14 protein-coding genes and 1 tRNA gene are annotated in these 23,414 nt (G+C 47.0%); 5 read left to right on the forward strand and 10 right to left on the reverse strand.

Translation table 11 applies throughout. The features are described from left to right. Positions 1-11: 11 nt before the first annotated feature. The 3 genes from HGH91_RS15865 to HGH91_RS15875 are packed head-to-tail and all read right to left on the reverse strand — an operon-like array spanning position 12 to position 5,356. Positions 12-3,086: a SusC/RagA family TonB-linked outer membrane protein gene (locus HGH91_RS15865; RefSeq protein WP_168739718.1), complete on the reverse strand. Its 3,075-nt coding sequence runs from the start codon at positions 3,084-3,086 to the stop codon at positions 12-14. Between the two features lie 31 nt (positions 3,087-3,117). Next, positions 3,118-4,020, reverse strand: coding sequence for a carbohydrate kinase family protein (locus HGH91_RS15870; protein ID WP_168739720.1), 903 nt, complete (start codon positions 4,018-4,020; stop codon positions 3,118-3,120). 10 nt (positions 4,021-4,030) lie between these two features. Then, positions 4,031-5,356, reverse strand: coding sequence for a sugar porter family MFS transporter (locus HGH91_RS15875; protein WP_168739722.1), 1,326 nt, complete (start codon positions 5,354-5,356; stop codon positions 4,031-4,033). Between the two features lie 279 nt (positions 5,357-5,635). On the opposite strand from HGH91_RS15875, the gene HGH91_RS15880 reads away from it, so the two are divergent. Next, entirely contained in the window at positions 5,636-8,416 is a 2,781-nt protein-coding gene (locus tag HGH91_RS15880; RefSeq protein WP_168739724.1) for a substrate-binding domain-containing protein, read from the forward strand. A 188-nt stretch (positions 8,417-8,604) separates the two neighbouring features. Here HGH91_RS15880 and HGH91_RS15885 read toward each other — a convergent pair whose 3' ends face one another. Further along, complete coding sequence (locus tag HGH91_RS15885; protein WP_168739726.1) at positions 8,605-9,798, reverse strand: ROK family protein; 1,194 nt, start codon at positions 9,796-9,798, stop codon at positions 8,605-8,607. A gap of 239 nt (positions 9,799-10,037) precedes the next feature. Between HGH91_RS15885 and HGH91_RS15890 the strand changes: the two genes are divergently transcribed. Then, positions 10,038-10,235, forward strand: a complete 198-nt coding sequence (locus HGH91_RS15890; RefSeq protein WP_168739728.1) for a KTSC domain-containing protein — start codon at positions 10,038-10,040, stop codon at positions 10,233-10,235. A gap of 18 nt (positions 10,236-10,253) precedes the next feature. Here HGH91_RS15890 and HGH91_RS15895 read toward each other — a convergent pair whose 3' ends face one another. Together HGH91_RS15895 and HGH91_RS15900 are read right to left on the reverse strand one after the other, a co-directional pair. Then, positions 10,254-13,157: a triple tyrosine motif-containing protein gene (locus HGH91_RS15895; protein ID WP_168739730.1), complete on the reverse strand. Its 2,904-nt coding sequence runs from the start codon at positions 13,155-13,157 to the stop codon at positions 10,254-10,256. A 282-nt stretch (positions 13,158-13,439) separates the two neighbouring features. After that, entirely contained in the window at positions 13,440-14,282 is an 843-nt protein-coding gene (locus HGH91_RS15900) for a rhomboid family protein (protein ID WP_168739731.1), read from the reverse strand. 141 nt (positions 14,283-14,423) lie between these two features. On the opposite strand from HGH91_RS15900, the gene HGH91_RS15905 reads away from it, so the two are divergent. The 3 genes from HGH91_RS15905 (at position 14,424) to HGH91_RS15915 (ending at position 18,000) form a co-directional block, all read left to right on the forward strand. After that, positions 14,424-15,449, forward strand: a complete 1,026-nt coding sequence (locus tag HGH91_RS15905) for a hypothetical protein (RefSeq protein ID WP_168739733.1) — start codon at positions 14,424-14,426, stop codon at positions 15,447-15,449. After that, positions 15,409-17,829, forward strand: a complete 2,421-nt coding sequence (locus HGH91_RS15910) for a hypothetical protein (protein ID WP_168739735.1) — start codon at positions 15,409-15,411, stop codon at positions 17,827-17,829. Before HGH91_RS15905 ends, HGH91_RS15910 begins: the two co-directional genes overlap by 41 nt. A 97-nt stretch (positions 17,830-17,926) precedes the next feature. After that, positions 17,927-18,000 (forward strand) — tRNA-Asp (locus tag HGH91_RS15915). Positions 18,001-18,321: 321 nt separating this feature from the next. Here HGH91_RS15915 and HGH91_RS15920 read toward each other — a convergent pair. From HGH91_RS15920 to HGH91_RS15935, 4 genes are all read right to left on the reverse strand, one after another. Further along, positions 18,322-19,470 (reverse strand): AhpC/TSA family protein, encoded by a 1,149-nt coding sequence (locus tag HGH91_RS15920; RefSeq protein WP_168739744.1) that lies wholly within the window; start codon positions 19,468-19,470, stop codon positions 18,322-18,324. Positions 19,471-19,563: 93 nt separating this feature from the next. After that, positions 19,564-20,481, reverse strand: a complete 918-nt coding sequence (locus HGH91_RS15925; RefSeq protein WP_168739746.1) for a peroxiredoxin family protein — start codon at positions 20,479-20,481, stop codon at positions 19,564-19,566. 72 nt (positions 20,482-20,553) lie between these two features. After that, positions 20,554-21,840 (reverse strand): TlpA family protein disulfide reductase, encoded by a 1,287-nt coding sequence (locus tag HGH91_RS15930; protein WP_168739748.1) that lies wholly within the window; start codon positions 21,838-21,840, stop codon positions 20,554-20,556. Positions 21,841-21,948: 108 nt separating this feature from the next. Continuing rightward, entirely contained in the window at positions 21,949-23,406 is a 1,458-nt protein-coding gene (locus HGH91_RS15935) for a RagB/SusD family nutrient uptake outer membrane protein (protein WP_168739750.1), read from the reverse strand. Positions 23,407-23,414 lie beyond the last annotated feature (8 nt).

A 23,414-nucleotide genomic window follows, 5' to 3' on the forward strand; every position in this document is an offset into this window, starting at 1 on the left:
GTGTTAGCATGTTAGAATGACAGGTTCAGACCGATGGTACCTATCACCGGGATAGGATACGCGTTGTTTGGATTTTCAGGATCTGTAGCGGTGAACTTCCGGCTCTTGAATGTGAGCAGGTTGCTACCCTGGATATATACCCGCGCTGTTTGCAAACGCTTGCTGAATAAGTGCTGGAAGCTGTAGCCTAATTGCAGGTTCCTCAATTTCAGGTAAGATCCAGGCTCCAGGAAATAGGTAGAGGTCCTGTTTTCGTTGTTGCGGTCTACCAGCGTGAGCGCCGGGATAGTGGCATCCGGATGCTGCGGCGTCCAGGCGCTCAGCGTGCGTTGTCCCCAGTTAGTACCAGGCCATAGCGAGGAGAAGTCGGTATATGTTTTATAGGTATTATATACCTGTAAGCCCTGAATACCTTGCAGGAAGAAGCTCAGGTCAAAATGTTTGTATTCCAGCGATACATTTAAACCATAGGTAAATTCAGGATCTCCTTTACCGATATAGTCGCGGTCTTTGTCATCAATGACGCCATCGTTGTTGAGATCTTTATAACGGATACGGCCCAGGCCCTTCCCGATTTGATTGGCATAGTCGTCGACTTCTTTCTGGGAGCGAAACAGTCCATCGGCTACATAACCGAAGGTAGAGTTGATAGAGCGTCCCAGGATGGTTTTATCCTGACCGTTGCCGGGATAAGAAGTGAGTACTTCAGCAGGCAGTTTGGTTACCTTGTTGCGATAGGTGGCTACGTTGCCCGTTACAGTGAGCGATAAGCCAGGGGCTATATTGCCGTTGTAAGAAAGCAATACTTCCAGGCCTTTGTTCTGCATAGAGGCGCCGTTTACGAACTTAGTGCCACCCTCTCCTATTACCGCCAGGTACGCAGGACTGATAAGGATATCGGAAGTATTTTTCACGAAATAATCAACAGAACCGGTCAACCGGTTATTGAATAAGCCGAAATCAATTCCACCATTCGACTCCGTGGTGCTTTCCCATTTCAAGGAGGGATTGCCTTGCTGAATGAGCGTATACCCGGAAGGCAGCTGCCCCGAGCCTGCGCCATTGAGGTCATACGCGCTACCGGAATCGAAATCCCAGGTAGGATCAATGCCATAGATGGCGGAGTACAGGGTGTAAGTAGCGTTGTTGGCAATTTCCTGGTTACCGGTTTTACCCCAGCCGAAACGCAGTTTCAGGTCAGATAAAAAAGGAACATTGTCTTTCAGGAAATTTTCCTGGCTTACGCGCCATCCCAGCGATACGGCGGGGAACATACCGAAGCGGTTGTCTTTCCCGAAGCGGGAAGAACCATCGCGGCGCAGGGTTACAGAAGCCAGGTATTTATTATCGTAGGCATAGTTGGCCTTACCGAAGTAAGATAACAACGTATAGCCGCTACCGATACCTCCATTGTCTTTATTGGAGGAACCTGCATTCAGGTAAGCATAGTCGATATTTTCCAGTGCGTAGCCCTGCCTGCTGGCATAGAAATTCTGCGCCATGTATTTGATCTGTTCTGCACCCAGCAGGAAATCGAACCGGTGCCGCTGCATGGCCAGGTTGTATGTCAGCGTATTTTGCCATACCCAGTTTCCATTATAATCCTGTGAGGTTTGGGAGAAGTTGGAATTATCTGACAAAAATCCGGAGGTATAGGATTTACGCAGTACCCGCTGGTAGGTGCCGTTGTAGTCGATTCCATAACTGCTTTTAAAATGCAGGTTAGGAATAATTTCCAGGTCGGCGTAGGCATTACCGAAGATGCGCACAAAATTGCTTTTATTCTGGCGGTTGTCTTCAATCAGCCGTACTGGATTCTGGCGATCGGTCATTCCGGGTGCAGGGCCGCCCCAGCCTCCAGACACGGTATGTACCGGTACAACGGGTTGTTGTACAAGCGCAGCAAAGAGCACATCGCCGGAAGGGATTAATACATCCCGGGTGTAGGTAGCCGACAGGTTTTCACCGATTTTCAAACGTCCTTTGAAGAAAGAATAATCGGTGTTAAAGCGGGCGTTGAGCTTTTGCTGGTTGGTGGCTTTTACAATGCCTTTGTTGTTATACATGCCAACCGAAAAATAGGAGTTCCCTTTTTCGCTGCCATTGGCAATGGCCACGTTGTAAGTTTGCAGCAGGGAGGTTTGCGCGATCTGGTCGTACCAGTAAGTATCCGCCGGCTTCATGGTTTTGGCGGCATCGATATATTCGGGCAGCAATACCTTGTTGAGTACCGGGTTGTTGTAATCGCCGTTCCAGTCGTATTGATAAATCTGATTGTTGTCAGGATCGGTATGATCGTTGACCGCCGCCTGCCAGTAGGCACGGCCACGGCCTTGGGTATTCAGTGTTTTCAGCTTGGTGGTATAGTCCTGGAGGGAGGCGGAAATGTCGGCGGAGATGCGGCTATATCCTTTCTTTGCTCTCTTTGTGGTAACAATGATCACCCCGTTTGCTGCCCTGGAACCGTAGATAGTGGCGGCCGAGGCGTCTTTCAGCACTTGTATGGATTCGATATCGTTCTGGTTGAGCTCCTGCAAACCTCTTTTGGTGGGAATACCATCAATTACGTACAGGGGATCATTATTGCCCAGGGTACCGATACCGCGTATCCTGACAGTAGCGCTGGCATTGGGATCTCCGCTGGTAGTAATGAATACACCGGGTACGCGGCCCTGCAGCGATTTAACCGGGTTACCCGACGGGATGTCTTTTATTTCACTGACATTTACTACTGATACGGCGCCGGTAAGGTCGGCCTTCTTTTGTGTCTGGTAGCCCGTTACCACGATCTGATTCAGATCGGTGGCATTGTCTTCCATCTCTACCTGCATATTCCCCGTGGTGGCTTTCTGCGACAGGGGTTTCATACCGATATAGGAGAAGTTGAGTACATCGCCGGGAGCGACCGACAAGGCAAATTGTCCGCTGCCGTTTGTAATGGCGTGTTGATTGCCTGATTGCACCGTAACGCCGGGCAGGGGCGTGTGGCTTTGTTTACTGATAACAGTGCCGGTAATGCTTTTTTGCTGTGCCAGTGTACACAGGCCAAACAGCAGCATGGGTAGCAGGTAAAATAATTTTTTCATAACGGAATTTGTGGATTTGTGTTACAGATGATTAACTGTATTGTGGCGCGTTCATTAACGTGATAATTTCCGATGGATCATAGGCAGGGCAACCACCGGGGCGGGAAGCCACCAGGGCGCCGAGGGCGTTGGCAAAAGCCAGGCTGTAAGCAGGGCTTTGGCGCTGGAGCTGGCATACGAGGAATCCCGCCAGGAAAGCATCTCCGCTGCCGATGGTATCGGCTACGGTAATGGGTTGCCCTTCCTGGTAATGGAACTGCCCGTTGATATATCCCATGCAGCCTTTACTTCCCAACGTAACAACCATCACCGGGATATCGAAGCGGGTCGATAACGCCTGGATACGTTCTTCCTGTGTAGTATAGTGTCCGTACCAGGAGCTGATTAATTCCAGCTCGGCTACATTGAGTTTCAACAGATCGCAGACCTGCATCAGCCATTCCAGGTTGCTACGGGAGTAGTAAGGCGCCCGGAGGTTGATATCCAGTACCTTTTTAGTAGGCGATTCCAAAGCCTTCAGCAGCGTAGCTTTCGATACATCGTGGCGGGCCATGAGGCTACCGAACACGATATATTGTAAGGCGTCGCTCTCTAATAACTCCGCCAGTTCGGGATTCCAGGAAATAAAATCCCAGGCTACCGGGTATAGGATGTCGTATTGCATATCGTTGTGGGCGTCCATCCAGGCGTTTACTTTACCGGTGGCATATTCCAGGTCCGTTTGCACATAAGTAGCCGACAGTCCCATTTTTTCCATGAGCTGCAGGAGCCGCCGGCCATGCTCATCTGTTCCCGTGCGGGATACCATAGCTACCTGCTGCGATAGCTGCTGCAGATGGTACGCTACGTTCATTGGTGCGCCGCCTGGCAGCTCTTTATCCGGTAAAATGTCCCACAATATTTCTCCCAGGCAGGCGATGTTATACTTTATCATAGCAAAAAAATTAATGTACCATCATGGTCGTTTCTATTTCCTCCAGCGTTTGCCCTTTTGTTTCCGGCATCCAGCGCCATACGAACAGCAGCTGCAATACCATCATGAGACAGAAGAAGAGGAAAATATGTCCGCCGCCTATATGGCTGGCGAGATAAGGAAAAGTAAAGGCAATGAGGGCAGCCATGATCCAGTGGGTGAAGCTCCCCAGGGTTTGTCCCTTTGCCCGTACCTGGTTAGGAAAAATTTCCGAGATAAATACCCAGATCACCGCTCCCTGTGAAAAGGCAAAGAAGGCCATATATACCAACAGGTAGGAGATAACAGCCATACCGCCGGTGTGCATATAAAAAGAGATGGCCACCAGTCCCAGTGTAGCGATTAGTCCCCCGGTACCTATGAGCATCAGCTGCCGGCGCCCTATCCGGTCTATAAAGCGTATAGCCGTGAGGGTGAATACAAAGTTGACGATGCCCAGTCCTACGGTAGACAAAAGCGAAGACCCGGTACCCATGCCGGACATTTCAAAAATCCGGGGTGCATAATAAATGATGGCATTGATGCCCGACACCTGGTTAAAGACAGCAAACAATACCGCCAGCATTACCGGGGTGCGGTATTTACCGGAGAAGAGGCGTTCCGCCGGCACACCGGCTACAGATTGCTGTGATTGGCGGATGGTAGTGATATCGTCCTGGTAGCCATCGGGACTGATAATTTTAAGCGTGTTAATAGCGGCGGCTTCGTTCTTCCGATGCAGTAGCAGCCAGCGGGGGCTTTCAGGCACCCAGCGTAGCAGTACCAGGAATAGGGCGGCGGGTATGGCTTGTATTCCTAACATGAGTCGCCATGCGTTTTCGCCTCCATAGCCGCCAATGAAGTAATTAGACAGGTAAGAGATGAGAATGCCAAATACCACATTGAACTGGAAAAGCGCCACCATGCGTCCGCGGTAGGCTGCGGGCGATACCTCCGATATATATACCGGGGCGGTTACAGAAGAAGCGCCTACGCCGAGGCCACCAACGAAGCGGCAAATGAGAAAGAAATACCAGTTGGTAGACATGGCGGTACCCACCGCCGATACGAGGTAAATCAGTGCTACCAGCAGGAGGGTATTACGGCGTCCCAGCTTATCGGAGGGAAGGCTGCCGCCCAGGGCGCCGAAAACAGTGCCGATGAGGGCAATAGAAACGGTAAAGCCATGTTGCACTTCCGTTAGCTGCCAGTACTGTTGAATGTGTTGTTCCGCTCCGGAGATAACGGCTGTATCGAAGCCGAAAAGAAAACCGCCAAGCGCTACTACAAAAGCCCAGAAAAAAACAATGTTGTTCATCCGTTAGTCGTTTAGTTTTTTGGTAGGATGGAACCTCGCAGGCCTGTTTTAGCTTGTCCGGTTTCATAACGTGATGGGTCAAACTTACAACCTGGAGCGGGGCTGCTGTTGTGCTATTGCATCCATTTCTTTCAAAATAGTAACAAGGCTCAAAATGCAATTAATTAATTTAATTTTAATTAATTACACATTAATTAAAATATATTACGAATAGATGTCTTTCAATTTTGTATCATTGTTTTTAGAAAAAGGAACATACTGCATCAACTAAAATCAGCCATGTTGTCTGTCATAGGGAAGAGATATTTCATTTTATTATTGTTTGGGGTGTTGATATATGCCAGTGGGTGTCGTCAGGAGACGATACCGCAGCATCGTATCGGGTTTTCCCAATGTACGGGTAATGACGACTGGCGGAGGAACATGCTCACAGAAATGAAAAGGGAGCTTTTCTACCATCCGGAGATGCAGTTATTATATAAAGATGCAGCAAGCGACAGCCGGCGGCAGGTAGCCCAGATCAGGGAACTGCTGGCGCAGCAGATAGACATACTGGTGGTATCGCCCAATGAAGCAGCGCCGCTGGCGCCGGTTATTGCCGAAGTGTATAGCAAAGGTATCCCGGTAATCATATTAGATCGTAAGGCGGCTACCGACTCTTTCACCGCTTATATTGGCGGCGATAATTATAACATCGGGAAATTGGCGGCCGCCTATATTGCATCTACGCTCAAAGGCAAAGGACGTATTGTTGAGGTAACAGGGCTCAGGGGATCCTCTCCTACCGTAGAACGGCACCAGGGCTTCCGCGATGCCCTGGCACATTATCCCGGCCTGCAGGTGATTGCCACCCTGGAAGGCGGCTGGGTAGCCGACAAAACACAGGCTGCCGCAGCCGGCAATGATTCCGCTGTAGAAAAAGCAGATATCATCTTTGCCCAGAACGATGTGATGGCGTATAGTATGTACCGTTATTGTCATGATAAGGGCATTACCCATACCCGGTTTATCGGGGTAGATGCCTCGCCTTACCCTGACGCAGGCATCGACCTGGTATCGAGGGGGGTGTTGAGCGCCTCCCTCCTGTATCCGAGCGGTGGCAAGGAAGCCATCAGCATGGCCGCCGATATCCTGGCCGGTAAAAAGGTGCCCCGCAATACCCTGCTGCAAACCGTGTTGATAGACAGCAGCAACGTAAAGCTGATGCGGCTGCAGATAGATAAGATACAAGCCCAGCACCAGGAAATTGAAAAACAGCAGTCGCTGTTACAGGAACAACGCTCGCTGTACCAGGACCAGCAACACTTACTCCGCATCGTGGTAACAACGCTGTGCATTGCCTTCCTGCTGGGGATTGTGCTGTTTTTTATTTTACGGACCAACCGGCGTATTAACCGGCAGCTGAAACAACAGCGGGATGAAATACTACAGCAACGGGATCAGCTGGTGGAAATGACTGCCAAAGCGCAGGAAGCCACAGAGGCCAAGTTCAGCTTTTTCACCAACCTTTCGCACGAATTCCGTACGCCACTTACCCTCATACAGGCGCCACTGGAAAGCCTGATGGACAGCCGGCAGTTATCGGCCGCACAGAAGCAACAGCTGGAGCTGATGCGCCGGAATGTAACCCACCTGATGCGCATGGTGAACCAGCTATTGGAATTCCGCCGGATAGAGAGTGGTAAGCTACCACTGATAGTATCGGAAAATGACCTGCCCTCGTTTATGACAGATATTATGGAAGCCTATAAGGGCATTGCCATGAAGAAGCATATCGACTTCCGGCTCATTAGCCGGCAGCCGGGCATTAAAGCCTGGTTCGACCAGCACCTGTTTGACCGGGTGTTATATAACCTGCTTTCCAATGCCTTTAAGTTCACCACCGACTATGGGAAAATACATATATACCTGGAAAAGCCGGAGCATCATAGCGACGTATTGATACGCATAGAAGATGATGGAACAGGCATGGACGAGCATACGCTGGCACATGCCTTTGAACTGTTTTATCAAAGCCGCAACAACGAACATAAAGGCACAGGCATAGGCCTGGCGCTGACCCGTGAAATCATTGCCCTGCACCACGGCTCCATCGAAGTAAAGAGCAGCAAAGGAACCGGTACCACCTTCAGTATTACGCTGCCCGGCACTGCTGCGCCATTTGCACCGGAAGAAATTCAGGCGGAAGCGCCCAGCACCAATGTGATCCACGATGCGCTGCATAGTTATATTGAAGATACGGAGCATCCATTGCCACTGACGACGGGCGAGAACGGGGGAAGAGAAAATGAATGGTCGTTGCTGATCATAGAAGACCATCCCGACCTGAATAATTTCCTGGCCGATTACCTGCGGGAACAATACGAAGTTTTTCATGCTGCCAGCGGTGAAGAAGGACTGCAAGCCGCATTCCGGCATATTCCCGACCTGATTCTGTGCGATATTATGATGCCGGGCATGGATGGCATACAGGTATTGCAAACCCTCAAAAAAGATATCCGGACCTCTCATATACCGGTTATTTTATTGAGCGCCAACAATAGCGAAGAACAACGGATCAAAGGGATGCAACATAACGCCGACGCCTATATCAGTAAACCCTTTAACCTGCAATATCTCTCCCAAAGTATCAGCAGTATACTCAACAACCGGGCATTGCTGAAAGACCATTATATTGCCGCGCCAGACACGCGTGTACACAGCCCGCAGTCCAATAAAACTGACCGGAAATTTGTCAATGATTTTACAGCAATTGTAGAAGACAACCTGGGCAACGACCAGTTTACCGTAGAAGACATTGCCCAACAGCTGAACATTTCCAAGATGCAGCTATACCGAAAGGTAAAGCAATTGCTGAATGCTAACGTAAACGACTATATCCTGGAAGCCAGGATACGGAAAGGCCGTTACCTGCTGGTGAACTCTAAGTTTTCTATTGCTGAAATTGCCTATGCCTGCGGTTTTTCTTCTCCCGCCTATTTCTCTACCGTGTTTAAATCCAGGGCAGGACAAACTCCCAAAGCATTCAGGGACCAGGGAAGTAAAAAGGCCGGAGAGTAACTGAGCATATTCCAGCCGATGGGGCTTCTCTTTTGAAAATATTTTTCCGTTTCCACTACGTAGTCCTTCTTTCACAAACGTATACTTAAATGGGCATTCTCTTTAGCTGATGTCTTCTCACTAAGCAAGCAGCTACTTCAGGTTTTGAAGCAGCTGCTTGTTTTTATTGATACAGTAAGTAGTTGTGATTATACTTTATACAGTTGGGGGGAATCGAAATGTTCCATTACCAGGGCGGCAGCGCCGAGTCGTTCTGCTGCATATCCGAGTGGCGATACCATTAGTTCTATACTTTCCGCTATTTTAGGTATGCAATTTTCATTCAGTGCATGCTGAACGGGGGCCAGCCATAGTTTTCCGGCCAGGGTTCCTCTTCCGCTCAATATGATCCGGTTCGGATTCAATACGTGTATCAGTATAGCGATCCCTCTTCCGATATGGTAGCCTGCCTGCGACAATAATTCCACGGCATATTTATCTCCTTTGTTGGCGGCGGCCATTATTTTCCGGAAGGCTTCATCGCGGTTGTCCATCGACAATCCTTTCATCACTGTAGGTCTGCCTTCCTGTATGCCTGCCACTGCTTTTTCTGCGATTACAGAAAGGGAGGTTTCTGTTTCCAGGCATCCCATTTTACCGCAACTACAAATTTTGTTATTGGTGAATAGGGGGATGTGGCTGAATTCACCGGCAAATCCGTTTTCACCGCGGAAAAGGCGGCCATCGAGCACCATGCCGAGGCCGATTCCCCAGCCGATGTTGATGACCAGCGCGTTTTGTTTGCCGCGCGCAGCACCAAGTTTCCATTCGGCCAATGCCACCAGGCTGGAGTCGTTGTCGATAATCACCGGTAAGCCGGTCTGTGCCTGGAGGTATTTGTTGATGCTGGAAAAATCGGTATTAAAAAATGAATAGTTAATGCCTTTCTTCACATCTACAAATCCAGGCATTCCTATACCAATACCTGCAAATTGTTCTTTAGGGATTGCTGAGCGGTCGATGAATGCTTTCAGCTCCTCGCCCAGGATATTGATAGCCTTCGGATGTGCTGACAGATCGAGTTGTACCAGGTGTTCTTCTCCGATCATGTTATTGTGCATATCCATGATGCTGATGCTGGTAACAAACTGGTCCATCGCTACCGCGAGGATATACATGAAATCCGGTTTTATGGAATACATCTGCGGGCGGCGGCCGCCTGTAGACATGGCATAGCCGGATTCGAGCACTAGCCCGCTTTCCACCAGTTCATACAATGCCCTGGTAGTATGCGGCAGGCTTTTACCGGTGAGTACGCTCAAATCGGCACAAGAGAGCTCTCTCTTGAAATACAGCTGCTTTAATAACGTCTTTTTGTAAACTTCCTGGCGATCAGGCACCATCTGGATTTTAGTGTTTGCTTTGGCTTAAATCTACATCAAATAATAACAAGTGAAACAGCAATATCAAATGACTGTACATACAAGATAACTAAACTTCCTTAAATTCTACGATACTTCTATGAAAATTTTAATTAGTCTGATATAATTATCATATAAATGGGTAGATATTTAAAACAACTGTTAATTTTGCATTATAAAAGAGAAGAAGCTAAAGGTATGGTAATTGTGGTCTGCCAGGTATGCCTTCTACCGTTGTAGCCCATATGGATTATCATGCAGCAGCGCATATCCTGCGGATAGTATTTGTATCCGGGATGATATATGATTATAAAGAAGTACCGGAAGCCGTGTACCAGGCCATGAAATCCGCCACCTCCAAAGGTACCTTTCTCAATAAATATATAAAAGGGCATTATGCGTTTACCAAAGTCAAATAACGGAGGAGATGTTCATGATCAATCAGCTTTTGCTTCTCCAAATTCATTCAGGAAATCCGATATCGATAATGCAGTGTGTAAGTTGAGTTTCTTTCTTAAGCGGTACCGCTTAATTTCCACGCCACGTACTGAAATAGCCATCAGCTGGGCAATTTCCTTACTGGATAGCTTCAGTTGCAGGTAAGCGCATACTTTAAGGTCGGTAGGAGTCAGCGCCGGGAATGCGGCTTTTAGCTTCTTCAGGAAGTTGTTGTTGATAGCGTCGAAATGAGCGGCAAACTGTTCCCAGTTATCATTATTCTTCTCCACATCATTTAATAATCCCAGTGCATTTTTTATCTCGGGGTTATTGCCATTTTTCTTATAAACCGCTGCCAGGATATCTTTTACTTTTACCAGTGCATCGCCTCTTTCTACCAGGTGCATGGAAGCATCTGCCAGGGCATTGTTTTTAAAGTGTATTTCGCTGGCCAATTTCTCGTTTTGTAGTTTAATGATTTCTTTTTCATTCTTTTCCAGCTCCAGCTGGTGAATATATTTCAGGCGTTGCTGTTCTTCGTCGAACCGTTGTTGTTGCCTGCGCAGGCTTCTTTCCTGCCAGCGGTTCAGCAGGTAAAGTACTCCCAGGAACAACGCTATGTATAACAGGTAGGCCCAGGTTGTTTTGTACCAGGCGGGCCTTACTACAAAGCTATAGCTCACCATTGCCGATTCATGGCCGAGATTATCATGTGCTTTTACTTTGAAAATATATTTCCCATCCGGCAAATTGGTATAGTCCTTTTCTGATTTCGCCGACCAGGCCGACCACTGGTGATCATATCCTTCCAGCTGGTAACTGTATTCAATGTTGTTTTGCAGTCCGTAGGCGGGGGAACTATATTCAAAGTGAAAGGAGTTATAATTTTTTGGCAGGGAAAAAATTTCCTGCTCATCCTGGTAATAGCCCGTTGCATTGCGTTGGTGGAAGTAGCCGCCAAAAAGAATACTGTCAGATTTTCCGATGGCCTTCACCTGGCCCAGTAATACTTTTATTACTTGCTTATTGGTGGTATATTTTTCATAGTTCAGGTGGATCATTCCTTTTTCAGAACTGATGAAAATATTCTCTTTATTAAAGGGATAAATACTTTCGAAGCCCAGCAAAATTTTGCCTGTCAGTTCTGGTATCCAGGTAATGGTAAAGGGCTTACTCCCAGAGGGCTGGTGAAAGTTGACCACCCCGATGGTTTTACCGCTGCAAAACCAGATATTGCCTTCCGCATCTTCATTCAGGTAGCGTATTTCCATATCGCCAAATATGGGCGAGAGGAAAGCAGAGGGGATAAACCGGCCGGTAGCGGCATCAAACTCATATACCCCCTTGCTGGTAGCAAATACTACCCGGTTTTTGATTTTGAATACATAATTGCCGAGGGCAGAAGGCAGGCCGGCGCTATCCGTGAGGAGCCGGGAGCTGATGGCCTTACCATCTGGCGACAGCTGCAATTTATACACGCCGCGGTAGGGGTGTGAGGCCCAGATAGTGTTGTTATTATCGATTTCCAGGAAACGCAGCGATTCTGAATTACCTTCCAGTTGTCCCGCGTCGGTGAACTTGTTTTGGTTAGCTGTCAACATCCGGAGGCCGGTATAAGTGCCTACCAGGACATTATGGGCAGGAAACACCGATGAAACAGGTTTAAACAACCAGGCTCCGGTGCTATCGGACAAGGTAACGCTGCTATGGTCCTGAAGCAGGGCAGCGCCGCCATGTTGTCCCATCAGGATATGGTTATTCACTTCATCGAGGCGCCATACTTCTGATTTGCTGTTTTTAACATGGATAAAATCTCCTTTGGAAAAACTGAGATCGCCGGAAGTAGTTGCCAGCGGCACATACCAGGCTCCATCGGTAGTACCGATATACAGTTCATTATTAAATATACGGGTACTGTGTCCGGATACCTCATTGCTTTTATTGGGGGCAATGAATTTAATTGCTGCATTATAGGCGATAAAGCTGATGCCGTTATTAAGTCCTACCCACAGGTTTTGATTTTTATCGAGAAAAACGCTGATGACATCATTATTCTGTAATCCTTCTGCACGGGAAATCTTTTGTATGATCTGTCCATTGAGGTCAAAAATTATACAGCCGTCGGCCAGGGTGCCAGCTACCAACCCCATAGCATTAATCCGGGCGGTAGTATTAATATTGCTACCAGCAATAAATGGTTGATGCTTCACGATAACATCGCGATATAAAAAAAATAGGCCATTCCTCTGGGTGCTGATCAACAGGCTGTCGTTCCCTATATCCACCATCCCTGATATCAGCAGGTTATTCATTTTAGGGCTGGTATTTACAGGTAACCATTCCTGTTGCTTAAACAGCATGAGTCCATTATGCTTATCCTGCGCGTATAACTTATCGCCCACCCGTTTGAGGTACATCCATTCATTGGGATATACCCGGATGGTATTGTTACGGTATTCAAAGATGCGGTCCGATGCCTGGAAAAAGACGGACTCTTTATAGATTTCAATCTTCCAGATATCGGCAAACTTACTATGGGCTGCCGGCACCAGGTTTCTAAGGGAAGTATAAACAAGATTGCCATTGGCGCCGGGGGCAAAATAGCCGATTTCCCCCTGTCCCCCGGCATAAATGCGGTCGGTACTATCTATGGCCAGGGCACGTACAATCGTTTTGTTGGGCAGTGGATAGGCTTTCCAGTGGCTGCCATCATAGGTGAGCATCCCCTCGTTGTTGGCGAAGTACATCATACCCCTGTTATCCTGTTTGATATCCCAGGTTTGGGTACCTGCGTGGTAATCGCTTTTGCTGTAGTTGATCATCTGGGGCAATCCAATCGTGTTTTGCCCGGCTACTGGCAAACAAGCGACGACCCATAAAAAAAACAACCACAAAGGCTTCATAAAACAGGCATTAGGTGTGGTGATGTAGTAATGATGTAGTTTAAATTTATTAATAATCAATCATGTATGCAAATATGATGAAGTATAGATGTAGTCAGAAAGTTGGCTGTACCTTGCTGACTGCGTAATTTTAGCATCATCCGGCTTTCACCATTGCTTTCATAGAAACAGATGATGTGGGTTCATATACCGTGAGCCTCCGGCATTTGCCTGACCAGGAGATCCTGCCTGTACCGATGCGGGTACTGGCAGTATTTTGACCAGGTAAAGGCCGGAGGTTTTTTATTTTATCTGTTGTGAATATCTCTCAAGTTTCTCTCTTTCAGCTTTAGACAGGCTGTTGATCCCCTTTTGATGAATTTTCTCTAAAATAGCATCGAGTTCCTTCTGCCGGTTGGCTCTTTCAAAAACATACCTGTCGTCGATATCTCCCACTGCGTGATGTTGTTTGTAGAAGAAATTATCCACCAGGAGTATATGTGGTTTGGAGATGATGACATACATAAAAAAAATGCAGGGCACCATAATGGTGATACAGGTGGCCAGGTTGGCCAGCATAGCCTGTGGCGCTATGATTGCCGCCAGGCCCATGCCTATCAAAGCTCCGCCGAGATGGGCATCATGGCCTATATTATCGCGGTGGGAGGTAATGCCGTAGATCGCGTAACCCGTGTACAAAATACCATAGAGCCAGCCAGGTATAGCGAGGAGGCCAAAGAAGCTCACTTCCATACCCGGGAACAACGCAATGCAAGCGAAGATGACCCCGCAGATAGCCCCGGAGGCCCCAACGGAACTATAATCGCCCGTATGCCGGTGTATCAGCAGCGACAGTAAGTCGCCCCCGATCAGGCTTCCGAAATAGATCAGCAAAAAAGCGCCTGCTCCCAGGTCGGCCTCCAGCAACCAGCTAAAGGCCAGTAATGACAACATATTAAAGATCAGGTGTTGCCAGTTGACGTGAAGGAAGCCGGAAGTCACCAGCCTGTGATATTCCTTAAACAATAATATCCTTTCTACCCTGAAAGCGTATTTATCGAAGAAAGCGCGGTCGTTAAATCCTTTTATGGAGAAAATGAAGTTGGCGATGGTAATGGCCAGGCTTATCATTCCGGTGTTATTCATGGATCAGGGAATTTTTTATGGGTCTGATGTCGGGTATATAAGTGACATGTAAAATACTTAAAATACATCAGAATTTGCGCTAGATAACAAGGAGGTTATGTCGAAAAAACCACCTAGCTTTAAGGTACACTTCTTTACTTCATGTATCCCAAGCGATATTGCCTGTACCTCTTACTGTTGCTGCTTTTTTCCTGCAAGCCCGGGAAGAAGCACCAGAATAGTCATTCCTTTTATTACTGGAAGCCCCGGTTTGAAATGGCTTCCGAAGAGATAGAACAAATAAAGCGCTGGCAAACGGGCCGCATCTATCTTCATTATTTTGATGTTGACTGGAGCGAGTCGCTTCATATGGCAGTACCACGGGCGGCGCTGAATGGCGGCTATCCCGGAAACGACTTTTATGGCATTGACATTACTCCCGTGGTGTTTATCACCAATCGTACTTTTGAGATGCAGCCGGAAGCGGATGGCCCTTTGTTGGCTGGAAAAATGGCGCGGAAGATCAAGGCGATGAATACCCAAAATGGACCCTTCTCTCCCAAAGAAATACAGATCGACTGTGACTGGACAACGAGTACCCGGAAAAAATATTTTGAGTTCCTGGAAGCGTTCAAAAAGCAGTTTCCCGGGACCCGCCTGTCTGCCACGATTCGTTTATATCCCTACCGTTACCCGGAAAAAATGGGGATACCGCCGGTAGATAAGGGAATGCTGATGTGCTATAATCTCGGTAAAGTCAGTGCCGACGGCACCCGTAACTCCATCTTCGACCTAAAAGAATTACGTGCTTATCTCAATGGGAAAAAATATCCGCTACCGTTAGACCTGGCCTTCCCTGTATTCGGCTGGTATGCCTGGTTCCGTGATGACCAGTTTAAAAGCATTGTACACCAGGAGGAACAGTTTGTGACCGATACTACTTTGCTGACTACATCGGCGCCACATCGCTACCGCTTTCAGCGGGATACGGTGATTGACAACACCTATTTCCGCGAAGGCGATCAACTACGTATGGAATACCCCGACTCCGCTGAGCTGAAGGCCGCCATTGCGCTGATGACCCGGCGCATCCCAGATTATCAATTCATTGCTTTCTATCATTGGCATCTCCCTACAATCAATAAATATGAAAAAGTTATCCAAGAAACTTTTGATCGCTACCAGTAGCCTGTTGCTGATCTGCCTTTCTGCGACCCGCACTAATAGCTGTGGTCCGGAGTATATGCTTGATGAATGCAGGGTGATGCTGTTCCGCAGTTACCTGGCCAACATGGATAACCTGCAGCCTTATTACTACACCCCGGCCCTTACTTCGGCCGCTGACACCGATCCTTTGAGAGTGGACAATCATCGTAACTGTGAGGAATGGCGGCAGTTTACCGGCAAACAGGTGAGCGAGAAAGATGTTTATGAAGTACAGTATGCCATGACCACAGACGATTTCCTGTATGCGATTAAACACCCCTCATCGGTAGAAAGTCCTTTTATAAAATGGCTGCTACTACCCCAAAATAAAAGAGCGCTGGACTATTTTTCGTTTGCCAAAACAATAGAATTTACACAATCGGATGCCACCGATCCCTGGCAGGAACATAGCGAATCCTATAACACGGCCTTTTATGATTCACTGGCCAGTGCTGCTATCCAACAATGCGAACAGCTGCCCCCCTCTTTCCTGCAGGAGCGTTATGCTTTCCAGGCCATTAAGCTGGGCTTTTATGCTTCCTTTGCTGCCACCCGGTCAGAAACACCGGTCAGCATGCCGAAAGTGGTGTTATGGTATGAAAAATACCTGCTCCATAAAAACACCATTGTGGCCGACTGGGGATTGACCTACTATGCGCAGGCGCTGCACTCAACCCGTGACGCACAGCTGGCCATACTGCAAGCCTTTGACCGCAGCGAGGAAAAAAAGCCATTCGCCCTCCGGTACCTGACAAGAAAGGAGCTGTTGCAGTTAAAGCCAACGGTATCGGAAACGGCTACACGCAACCTGGTGAATGTGATACTGAGCATTAAAAACCCGGGCAGGGCGTTACCGGAAATCCAGGAAATCAGTAAAACAGATCCCCATAATAAATACCTGCCACTGCTGATTTGCCGGGAAGTGAACAAGCTGGAAGACTGGCTCCTGACGCCGCGGCTGCTGCAATTTCCGGCAGCACCATCGGATTATCGTGCCACACAATATGCCACGATAAACCGGGAAAAAGACCGTCAATATATGCGGGCAGTCCGGGAGCATTTCATATCCATGCAATCTACCCCCGGTCCTTATAAAGACTTGCTTACCCTGGCTATTGTGCATTTGTACCAGTTAGACCGTCAATACCATGAAGCAGCGACCTTGCTGCGCACCATGCATACCACGCAGCCCCGCTATATCCGGCAACAGGCCATTGCCCACGTCATCAACCAGGTATATGCTTCAGACATTACAAAGGCAGCAGTACAGGATACGCTTTTTCAGCAGCTCAGCAGGGTTACCCGGTACGGGGAAGAGACGTATGATTTCCAAACGGTAGGATACGAAAGTACGCCCGCCTCCAGCATCTCCCAGTTGTACCAGGCGTTAGGCTGGCAAATGAAAGCAAAAGGAGAAATAGTGAAAGCCGGGTTATTGTTCCTGAAAGCGCATATGTTGATCAATGATTACTACGGGTACTGGAGTAGTTATTATGATGAAAATGATGCAGATCCCGATCCTTACCGGCAAATTGCTTTTTTTGATAAATATGCGGGCCCTGAAACGATGGATTCCTTGCTGGCGTTTAAACACAATGCCCACAAAACCCGCTTCGAGCAATTGATTACACCGAAAGCATGGGCCGATGACAACTATTACCTGGACCTGAAAGGCACCATACAATTGCGGCAGAAAAAATACCGCGATGCGCTGGCCACCTTCAACAGGGTAGATGAGTGCTTCTGGGAAGACAACTTTGCTTACCCGGATTATATCAGCAATCGCTATATCGGTAAAGCACGCCCCCTGCTGCATATTGACAATACTCCCTACCCTGATTATCCTTATTGCAGCAAAAAGCTGGTGCTCCGGGATATGATAGCATTGATGGATACCCTGGCATTGGCGCAGCATAATGAAGATAAAGCACGGCTATCCTTATTACTGGGCAACGCATTTTATAATATTTCCCGGCCCGGGCAGGCCTGGATGATGTTTAGCTACGGTAAATGGTATTCGGAGCGTCCTTTCATGAGTCAATATGATGATTACTATCGTTGGGATGGGTTCAGGTTTTCGCCCAATGATATGACTTATTATCACAGCTACTATGAATGCGCGGATGCTATTCGCCTCTACCATCAGGCCCTGGCGCTGGCAGGCAGCAATAAAGAGATGGCTGCCCAGGCTACCATCATGCTGGCCACCTGCGACGAGGCCGTGCAGTTGTTTAAAACGGATAACGATCACTATTATTCTCCCTACCGGAAGCTGTTGAAAGCCCGCTATGAGCGCACCGAATCCTTTGCGGCAGCGGTAAGCCACTGTCCCGACATCGCTGAATGGAACAAGAAATTTTAATTTTTTTGTAAATTTATTTGGTTGATTAAAAATAATGTTGCTACATTTGCAATCCCAATCGGGGATATAGATCGGCTGAAAGGCTTATCTGTAGCAAGGATCGGTAGTTCAGTTGGTTAGAATGCCGCCCTGTCACGGCGGAGGTCGCGGGTTCGAGTCCCGTCCGGTCCGCAAATAAAAGTCACATCTCAAAAGGGTGTGGCTTTTTTGCTTGTAGCAGTAGTAGCGGTCTTTAGCCTTTTGGGTAATTTCAACCGCCGAACATTTTAATGTCAGGATAATGTTCTTCCTGATTTCTTTTGAAGGACGCCCACCTTTATTCCTCTGCTTCATTTCACTCTGCGTCATATTTCAGTTCATTTTACTTTTTGAATCCGCTGGTCAGCGGTTGAAAAAACCAGCCCACCAATGCGATAGCATGCAGTGGGTCGGGAGTTTTGGTATTACCAAAACATAGCTGGTTCTCCATAACCATCTTTTTCCATGTCAGCGTTAGTTAGCCGTGTGCGTCGGATAAAATATTTTGCTTAATGTTTCCTCCAACGCTTTTCCTGATAATGTTTTTCCAACTATAATTCCATCAGGATCGACCAAAAAATTCTGAGGAATTGCCTGGACACCATATGATTTCGCAGCCGTACTATCCCAAAATTTCAGATCAGAAAGCTGAAGCCACAGAAGTCCGTCATTTTTAACTGCCGCCAACCACAACGCCTTGCTGTCAGATTTATCGAGAGAAATACCGACAATTGTGAAGTTCTGATCCTTGAATTTATTATAGACTTTAACCAGGTTTGGGTTCTCTGCCCTGCACGGCCCGCACCAGGAAGCCCAAAAGTCGACCAATACATACTTACCACGAAATGACGAGAGTTTAACCAGCTTCCCTTCTGCATCGGGTACTTCAAAGTCCGGCGCTGGTTGCCCTATTGCAGTTACTCTCATTTTATCCAGGTTAGCGGCAACCTTTTTACCTTCCTTACTATTTTTAATTTTGAATGATAAACCGTCGAACAAGGGCTTCACTACGTCATAGCGTTGCTCATAAGCGATTTTAGGAAACAATTCTAGGCTAAGCATTGATGCAGGATGGGACCTGACGAACTTAATATAGGCATCTTTGGTCATGTCACTAAACCGCTTTCGAAAGCCTTCCACTTTTGTCTCGTAATCCTGCGTGACCTGTGGCGACAACTTCCCTTCCATGAATTGCCTGTCTTCATCGGTCATTTGTGAAACGCCGGAATCAACCAGGCTATTAAGATCATTATAATCATTATTCATGGGCGTTCCGGTTACCTGCGCTCCTGCTACCGCAGCTCCATTCGTTTTAATATGAATACTACCCGGCTCAAGATAAACGGATATCTGTTCAAGGCTGTTAGCTCTCCCAACACCTTTCGTATCAAAGGTTAATGTAGCGGATACCGGCGGAGTGGACACCGCACCGGCAAATTTGAAAACGCCATCCTTTAACCCGACGGAATCAATGATGGACTTACCTTTCATCGTATACTCCAGGTATGCCATTTCAGGAGCGTTGCCTGTACCATATTTGCCATTGATAGTAAATTTATTATTACTCTGGGCGAAAGCTGTCAACGGCATTATTGACAAACCGGCTATAATTAACTTTTTCAATTTAAATAGGATTAATTTGTATTCAGAAATCGAATTCCGGTATGAACGGCCACCGGCGACTACTGCGTTGCCCTAAGGAAAAACGCCTTTCATTTAGTTAAACAATTCCATCAGCTTTTCTTCCAACTCTTTTCCATGCAGATCCCTGGCAACAATTACACCTTTATTATCGATCAGAAAATTCCTGGGAATAGCTTTAATCTGATATCTTTTTGTAACAGGAGAATCAAATCCTTTTAGGTCTGCCAGGTTTGTCCAGGTATAACCATCCTTCTCTATGGCCTTTTTCCAGGCAGCAGCATCCGTATCAAGGGAAACGCCAATTACACCCAGCCCCTTGGTCCTATACCTGGCATAAAGCGGAACAAGCGCTTTTGCCTGCATTCTGCATGGCGAACACCAACTGGCCCAGAAATCAATAACTGTATACCTGTTCCCGGAGATGATTGTTTTGGTGGAGATTTTTTTTCCTTCTACATCCGGCAGCGAAAAATCCTCATACTGTACTGCTTCCTGCATACCCGGCACCTGTACATTTTTTTCATTTTCAGCAATAACAGTAGTACCGTTAGCATCATTTACAATCAGCACATATTCCTTTGATGAAGGAGGAAGACACATTTGATTATTACATGCCATGTACCTGATCCGGAAATGCAATACTGTCTTCTCATCTGCCCTGAGTTTGATAGTTTGTGAAAACGTAACCCCCTTCGCATAATAAGCCACCGTTTCCCCGGCAGAAGATGCTGCTCCTTTTTCCTCCATCTCTCCCATCAACTGGACATTCGGATTTTCTCCCCATGTAATAGTAGTAGGCATTCCCATTCCACCATCATAAGATGGTGGATAAATATGAAACGGTTCGTTGATAGATGCCACGAAGGCAATCTTAAAAGTAAGTGGTGCTATTGAGTCACTGCGGAACTTCCACGAAACCGGGTGGTTGTCCTGCGCAATGCCGGATAAAACTGCCAGACTGGTCAATATCAAAAAAAACAATCTTCTCATAAATACATTTTGCAGGGCAAAAGCCACATTCGTTTAAATTCAGTTATTATCATCTAACAGGCGCAAATTGCATTACCCTTTATACCTGGATTTTGTGATCTCTACCATAGACTTCAGTTTATAATACTCCCTGTCTGTGGAACCGGCGTAACCAGAACTAAAGAATCTTATATTACCTAATGGGTCAAATATGATTTTAGTAGGTGTTCCCTGGACATCAAAGAACTTGTTTTCTTCATCCTGTAAAACATCGAGGGTAATCCCTTTTTTCTTCACGAAGGTTTTCACGGTAGCCCTGTCTTCAAACAGGCTTACCACAAACATTTGAAATACATCTTTTTTATAGTCTGCCACCACGCGCTCAAATCCGCTGAAGGCAGCAACGCATGGGGTACATCCTGTAGACCAGAAATCAAGGGCCAGCACCTTGTTCTTATAGTCCCTCAGATGAACGATTTTTCCGTCCAGGTCCGGCAGCGATACCTCTTTTACAGGTTTCGTGGCGTGAAAAAGCGTAAACATTTTACCATCTCCTCCCTGGCTGGGTATTGCACCGTCGAGCGTTGTTTTAGGTGATGCTATGTACAATTTTTCCACTTCCTTATAACAGTGATGGTATGCTTCCTCCTTCAGGGATTTAAGATAGTCCTCAAATCCATTTTCGGTACCCTTTACCTTTTTATATACCAACCTGAATGTATTAACCATAAGCGGGTTTGACTCAGCATCCCTGAATGCTTTACTTAAGGTATCGAATGCCACCTGATACTTACCGGCAGCAAACATCACTACTCCATACCGGTTCAGGTAATTGGATTTTGCATCTTTGAAATAGCGCATTTCGCGCATACCGTCTTTTACTTCCGAAGATTTCGCCAATAACTGTAAGGCAGTATCTGTATTTCCCAGTTGAGCATTAGTGGCAGCATTTATCTCCAAAACGGTCTGCGTTCTGCCAATTCCATCTTTCAGTGCTCCTGTGTTCAGATCTTCCAATATCCCGGCCGACACCTTTTCCACTTCGCCCGGATTGGTATTTGCATCAAAGAGGTTGTCCAGTGCATAAGTCAGATACAGGAATTGAAGTACGTTGAATTTCGGTCTGGTGTTTTTATAATACCAATAACGTTCAAAGTTTCCTTTGGTAAGCCATCCCATAGCCAGCTGCGCGCGGTATTCCTCATACATGGAGGGTTTGGCAGGGTTTATTGGATTTGCTTTCAACATTTCATTGTATTGCTTCTCCTGGTCTTCCACGTTTACTATTGAAGTAAAATCCTGAAAGTTATACTTCGCAGAGGGCGATTGCTGCGCGAAGACGGACCCCGAAATCAGCAACAGCAGGATTAACTTTTTCATTTTCATCAGATTCAGATTAAACGGTATTAAAAATTTTGAATTATTACGATTGAAATTTCCTGCCAGGTAAATGTGGCACAACTGCATACTGCCATTAACTTACCAGGTCTATTCATTTTCCACTAATCCCTTGTTCGCGGCCAGCATCTTTTCCCCGAACTTCAGGGCAAATCTCGCGGGACTGAGCGTATAGGTTGCCACTACGTTGCCGGCATCATCATAAAGTTTATGTGTGTACTTAACCGTATTGCTGTAAACCGGGTCAACTGAAAGCCGGCGCATATCCCACCAGCGCATGCCGGAGGTGGCGAATTCACGAATACGTTCATCAAGGATATAGCGAACCAACGCGTCTTTGCTTGCCGCTATATTTGCAGGTACAGTTGCGATATTCGCAGGCATTCTTTTGGACCGCAGCGCTTCGAGATCGCTCTTTGCCCCTGCAAGGTCACCTGCCCTTGCTTTAAGCTCTGAGCGCATCAGGTAGAGATCAGGCAATGAGGGGCCGATTTCCAGTCCGGAAAAAAGTGATGCAGAGTAGCGCCTCATTCCTCCCGGAAAGGTTTTGTCGGGATTGAACATTTCAATTCCTGAGAACAGTTCCAGGCGTTTATCTGCCGGATCATATAAGGCAGCCGTTTCCGGGGAAAACACATAGGTATTGGCTTGTTGCAGCTGAAAATTAATCATACTGAGATTGTATATCACCTGTGTATTATTGGCAGCCAATGGATAATTTGAAAGTCCGAAACCGAAGTCAGGAAACCATGAATTATCGTTATTGGGATCAAGCACTATGTTATAATCGTATAACGCGAGAGGTATTGCAGCTTTGCCAAGCTCCGCGAATGCAGCATCCACATGTGTGCTGGCCTCATTAAACTTGGCCATATACAGATAAACACGGCCCAATATAAATTCTGCCGCCAGCCTGGAAAATTTCCGCCTGTGTGTTAATGGGCCAAGGTCTGGCAAGGCATCTGTTAAATCCTTTATGATAAAATCATAACATTCCTGTACAGAGGCCCGTACAAATGTTGTTTGCGTTACATCTGCCTTTGTAAGCAGCGGCACCCCCAAATCCGTAGCAGCAGTAGCCGCATTATAGGGCAACGAAAAATCATTTAGAAAATAAAGATGGCAAAGCGCCCGTCCAACTTTAGCCTCCGCGAGGATGGCACGTTTTTGCTGATCGGTTCCTCCCTCTGATTGCATTACTTCGTTTATGACCTTATTAAAGGTATAAATGTTGGTTAGTGGCCATGTTTCATTGGGAAGCTGATCTTCATCATATATCCTTGCTTCAAACCTGAACAGCCTTTGTGTTCTGATCTGGGCCGCATCCATGTAGGTTGCCTGGGCTGCCATTTCATCACCCATATACAAAGATGGGGGATAGGAAACCTGCAGGCTCACTGCATTCATTAATTGCTCGTAGTCCAGCGTTATTTTTGCCACACGGGAGCCTTTAGGTTCAATTTCCAAAAAGCCTTTGGAGCATGAAGTCTGCAGCATCAACGATATAAACAGGATGGGTAATAATGCCCTATGAATGAATTTCATCATCTTAAGCA

Origin of the sequence: Chitinophaga eiseniae (genome assembly GCF_012641265.1) — a bacterium.
GTDB classification, from domain to species: Bacteria; Bacteroidota; Bacteroidia; order Chitinophagales; family Chitinophagaceae; genus Chitinophaga; species Chitinophaga eiseniae_A.

Excerpts from the sequence above, each read along its gene's own strand:
- HGH91_RS15935 (WP_168739750.1), bottom strand. The coding sequence starts at position 23,406 with ATGATGAAATTCATTCATAGGGCATTATTACCCATCCTGTTTATATCG.
- HGH91_RS15885 (WP_168739726.1), bottom strand. The coding sequence starts at position 9,798 with ATGGTGCCTGATCGCCAGGAAGTTTACAAAAAGACGTTATTAAAGCAG.
- HGH91_RS15910 (WP_168739735.1), top strand. The coding sequence starts at position 15,409 with ATGAAAAAGTTATCCAAGAAACTTTTGATCGCTACCAGTAGCCTGTTG.
- HGH91_RS15905 (WP_168739733.1), top strand. The coding sequence starts at position 14,424 with ATGTATCCCAAGCGATATTGCCTGTACCTCTTACTGTTGCTGCTTTTT.
- HGH91_RS15870 (WP_168739720.1), bottom strand. The coding sequence starts at position 4,020 with ATGATAAAGTATAACATCGCCTGCCTGGGAGAAATATTGTGGGACATT.
- HGH91_RS15930 (WP_168739748.1), bottom strand. The coding sequence starts at position 21,840 with ATGAAAAAGTTAATCCTGCTGTTGCTGATTTCGGGGTCCGTCTTCGCG.
- HGH91_RS15875 (WP_168739722.1), bottom strand. The coding sequence starts at position 5,356 with ATGAACAACATTGTTTTTTTCTGGGCTTTTGTAGTAGCGCTTGGCGGT.
- HGH91_RS15925 (WP_168739746.1), bottom strand. The coding sequence starts at position 20,481 with ATGAGAAGATTGTTTTTTTTGATATTGACCAGTCTGGCAGTTTTATCC.
- HGH91_RS15880 (WP_168739724.1), top strand. The coding sequence starts at position 5,636 with ATGTTGTCTGTCATAGGGAAGAGATATTTCATTTTATTATTGTTTGGG.
- HGH91_RS15900 (WP_168739731.1), bottom strand. The coding sequence starts at position 14,282 with ATGAATAACACCGGAATGATAAGCCTGGCCATTACCATCGCCAACTTC.
- HGH91_RS15890 (WP_168739728.1), top strand. The coding sequence starts at position 10,038 with ATGCCTTCTACCGTTGTAGCCCATATGGATTATCATGCAGCAGCGCAT.
- HGH91_RS15865 (WP_168739718.1), bottom strand. The coding sequence starts at position 3,086 with ATGAAAAAATTATTTTACCTGCTACCCATGCTGCTGTTTGGCCTGTGT.
- HGH91_RS15895 (WP_168739730.1), bottom strand. The coding sequence starts at position 13,157 with ATGAAGCCTTTGTGGTTGTTTTTTTTATGGGTCGTCGCTTGTTTGCCA.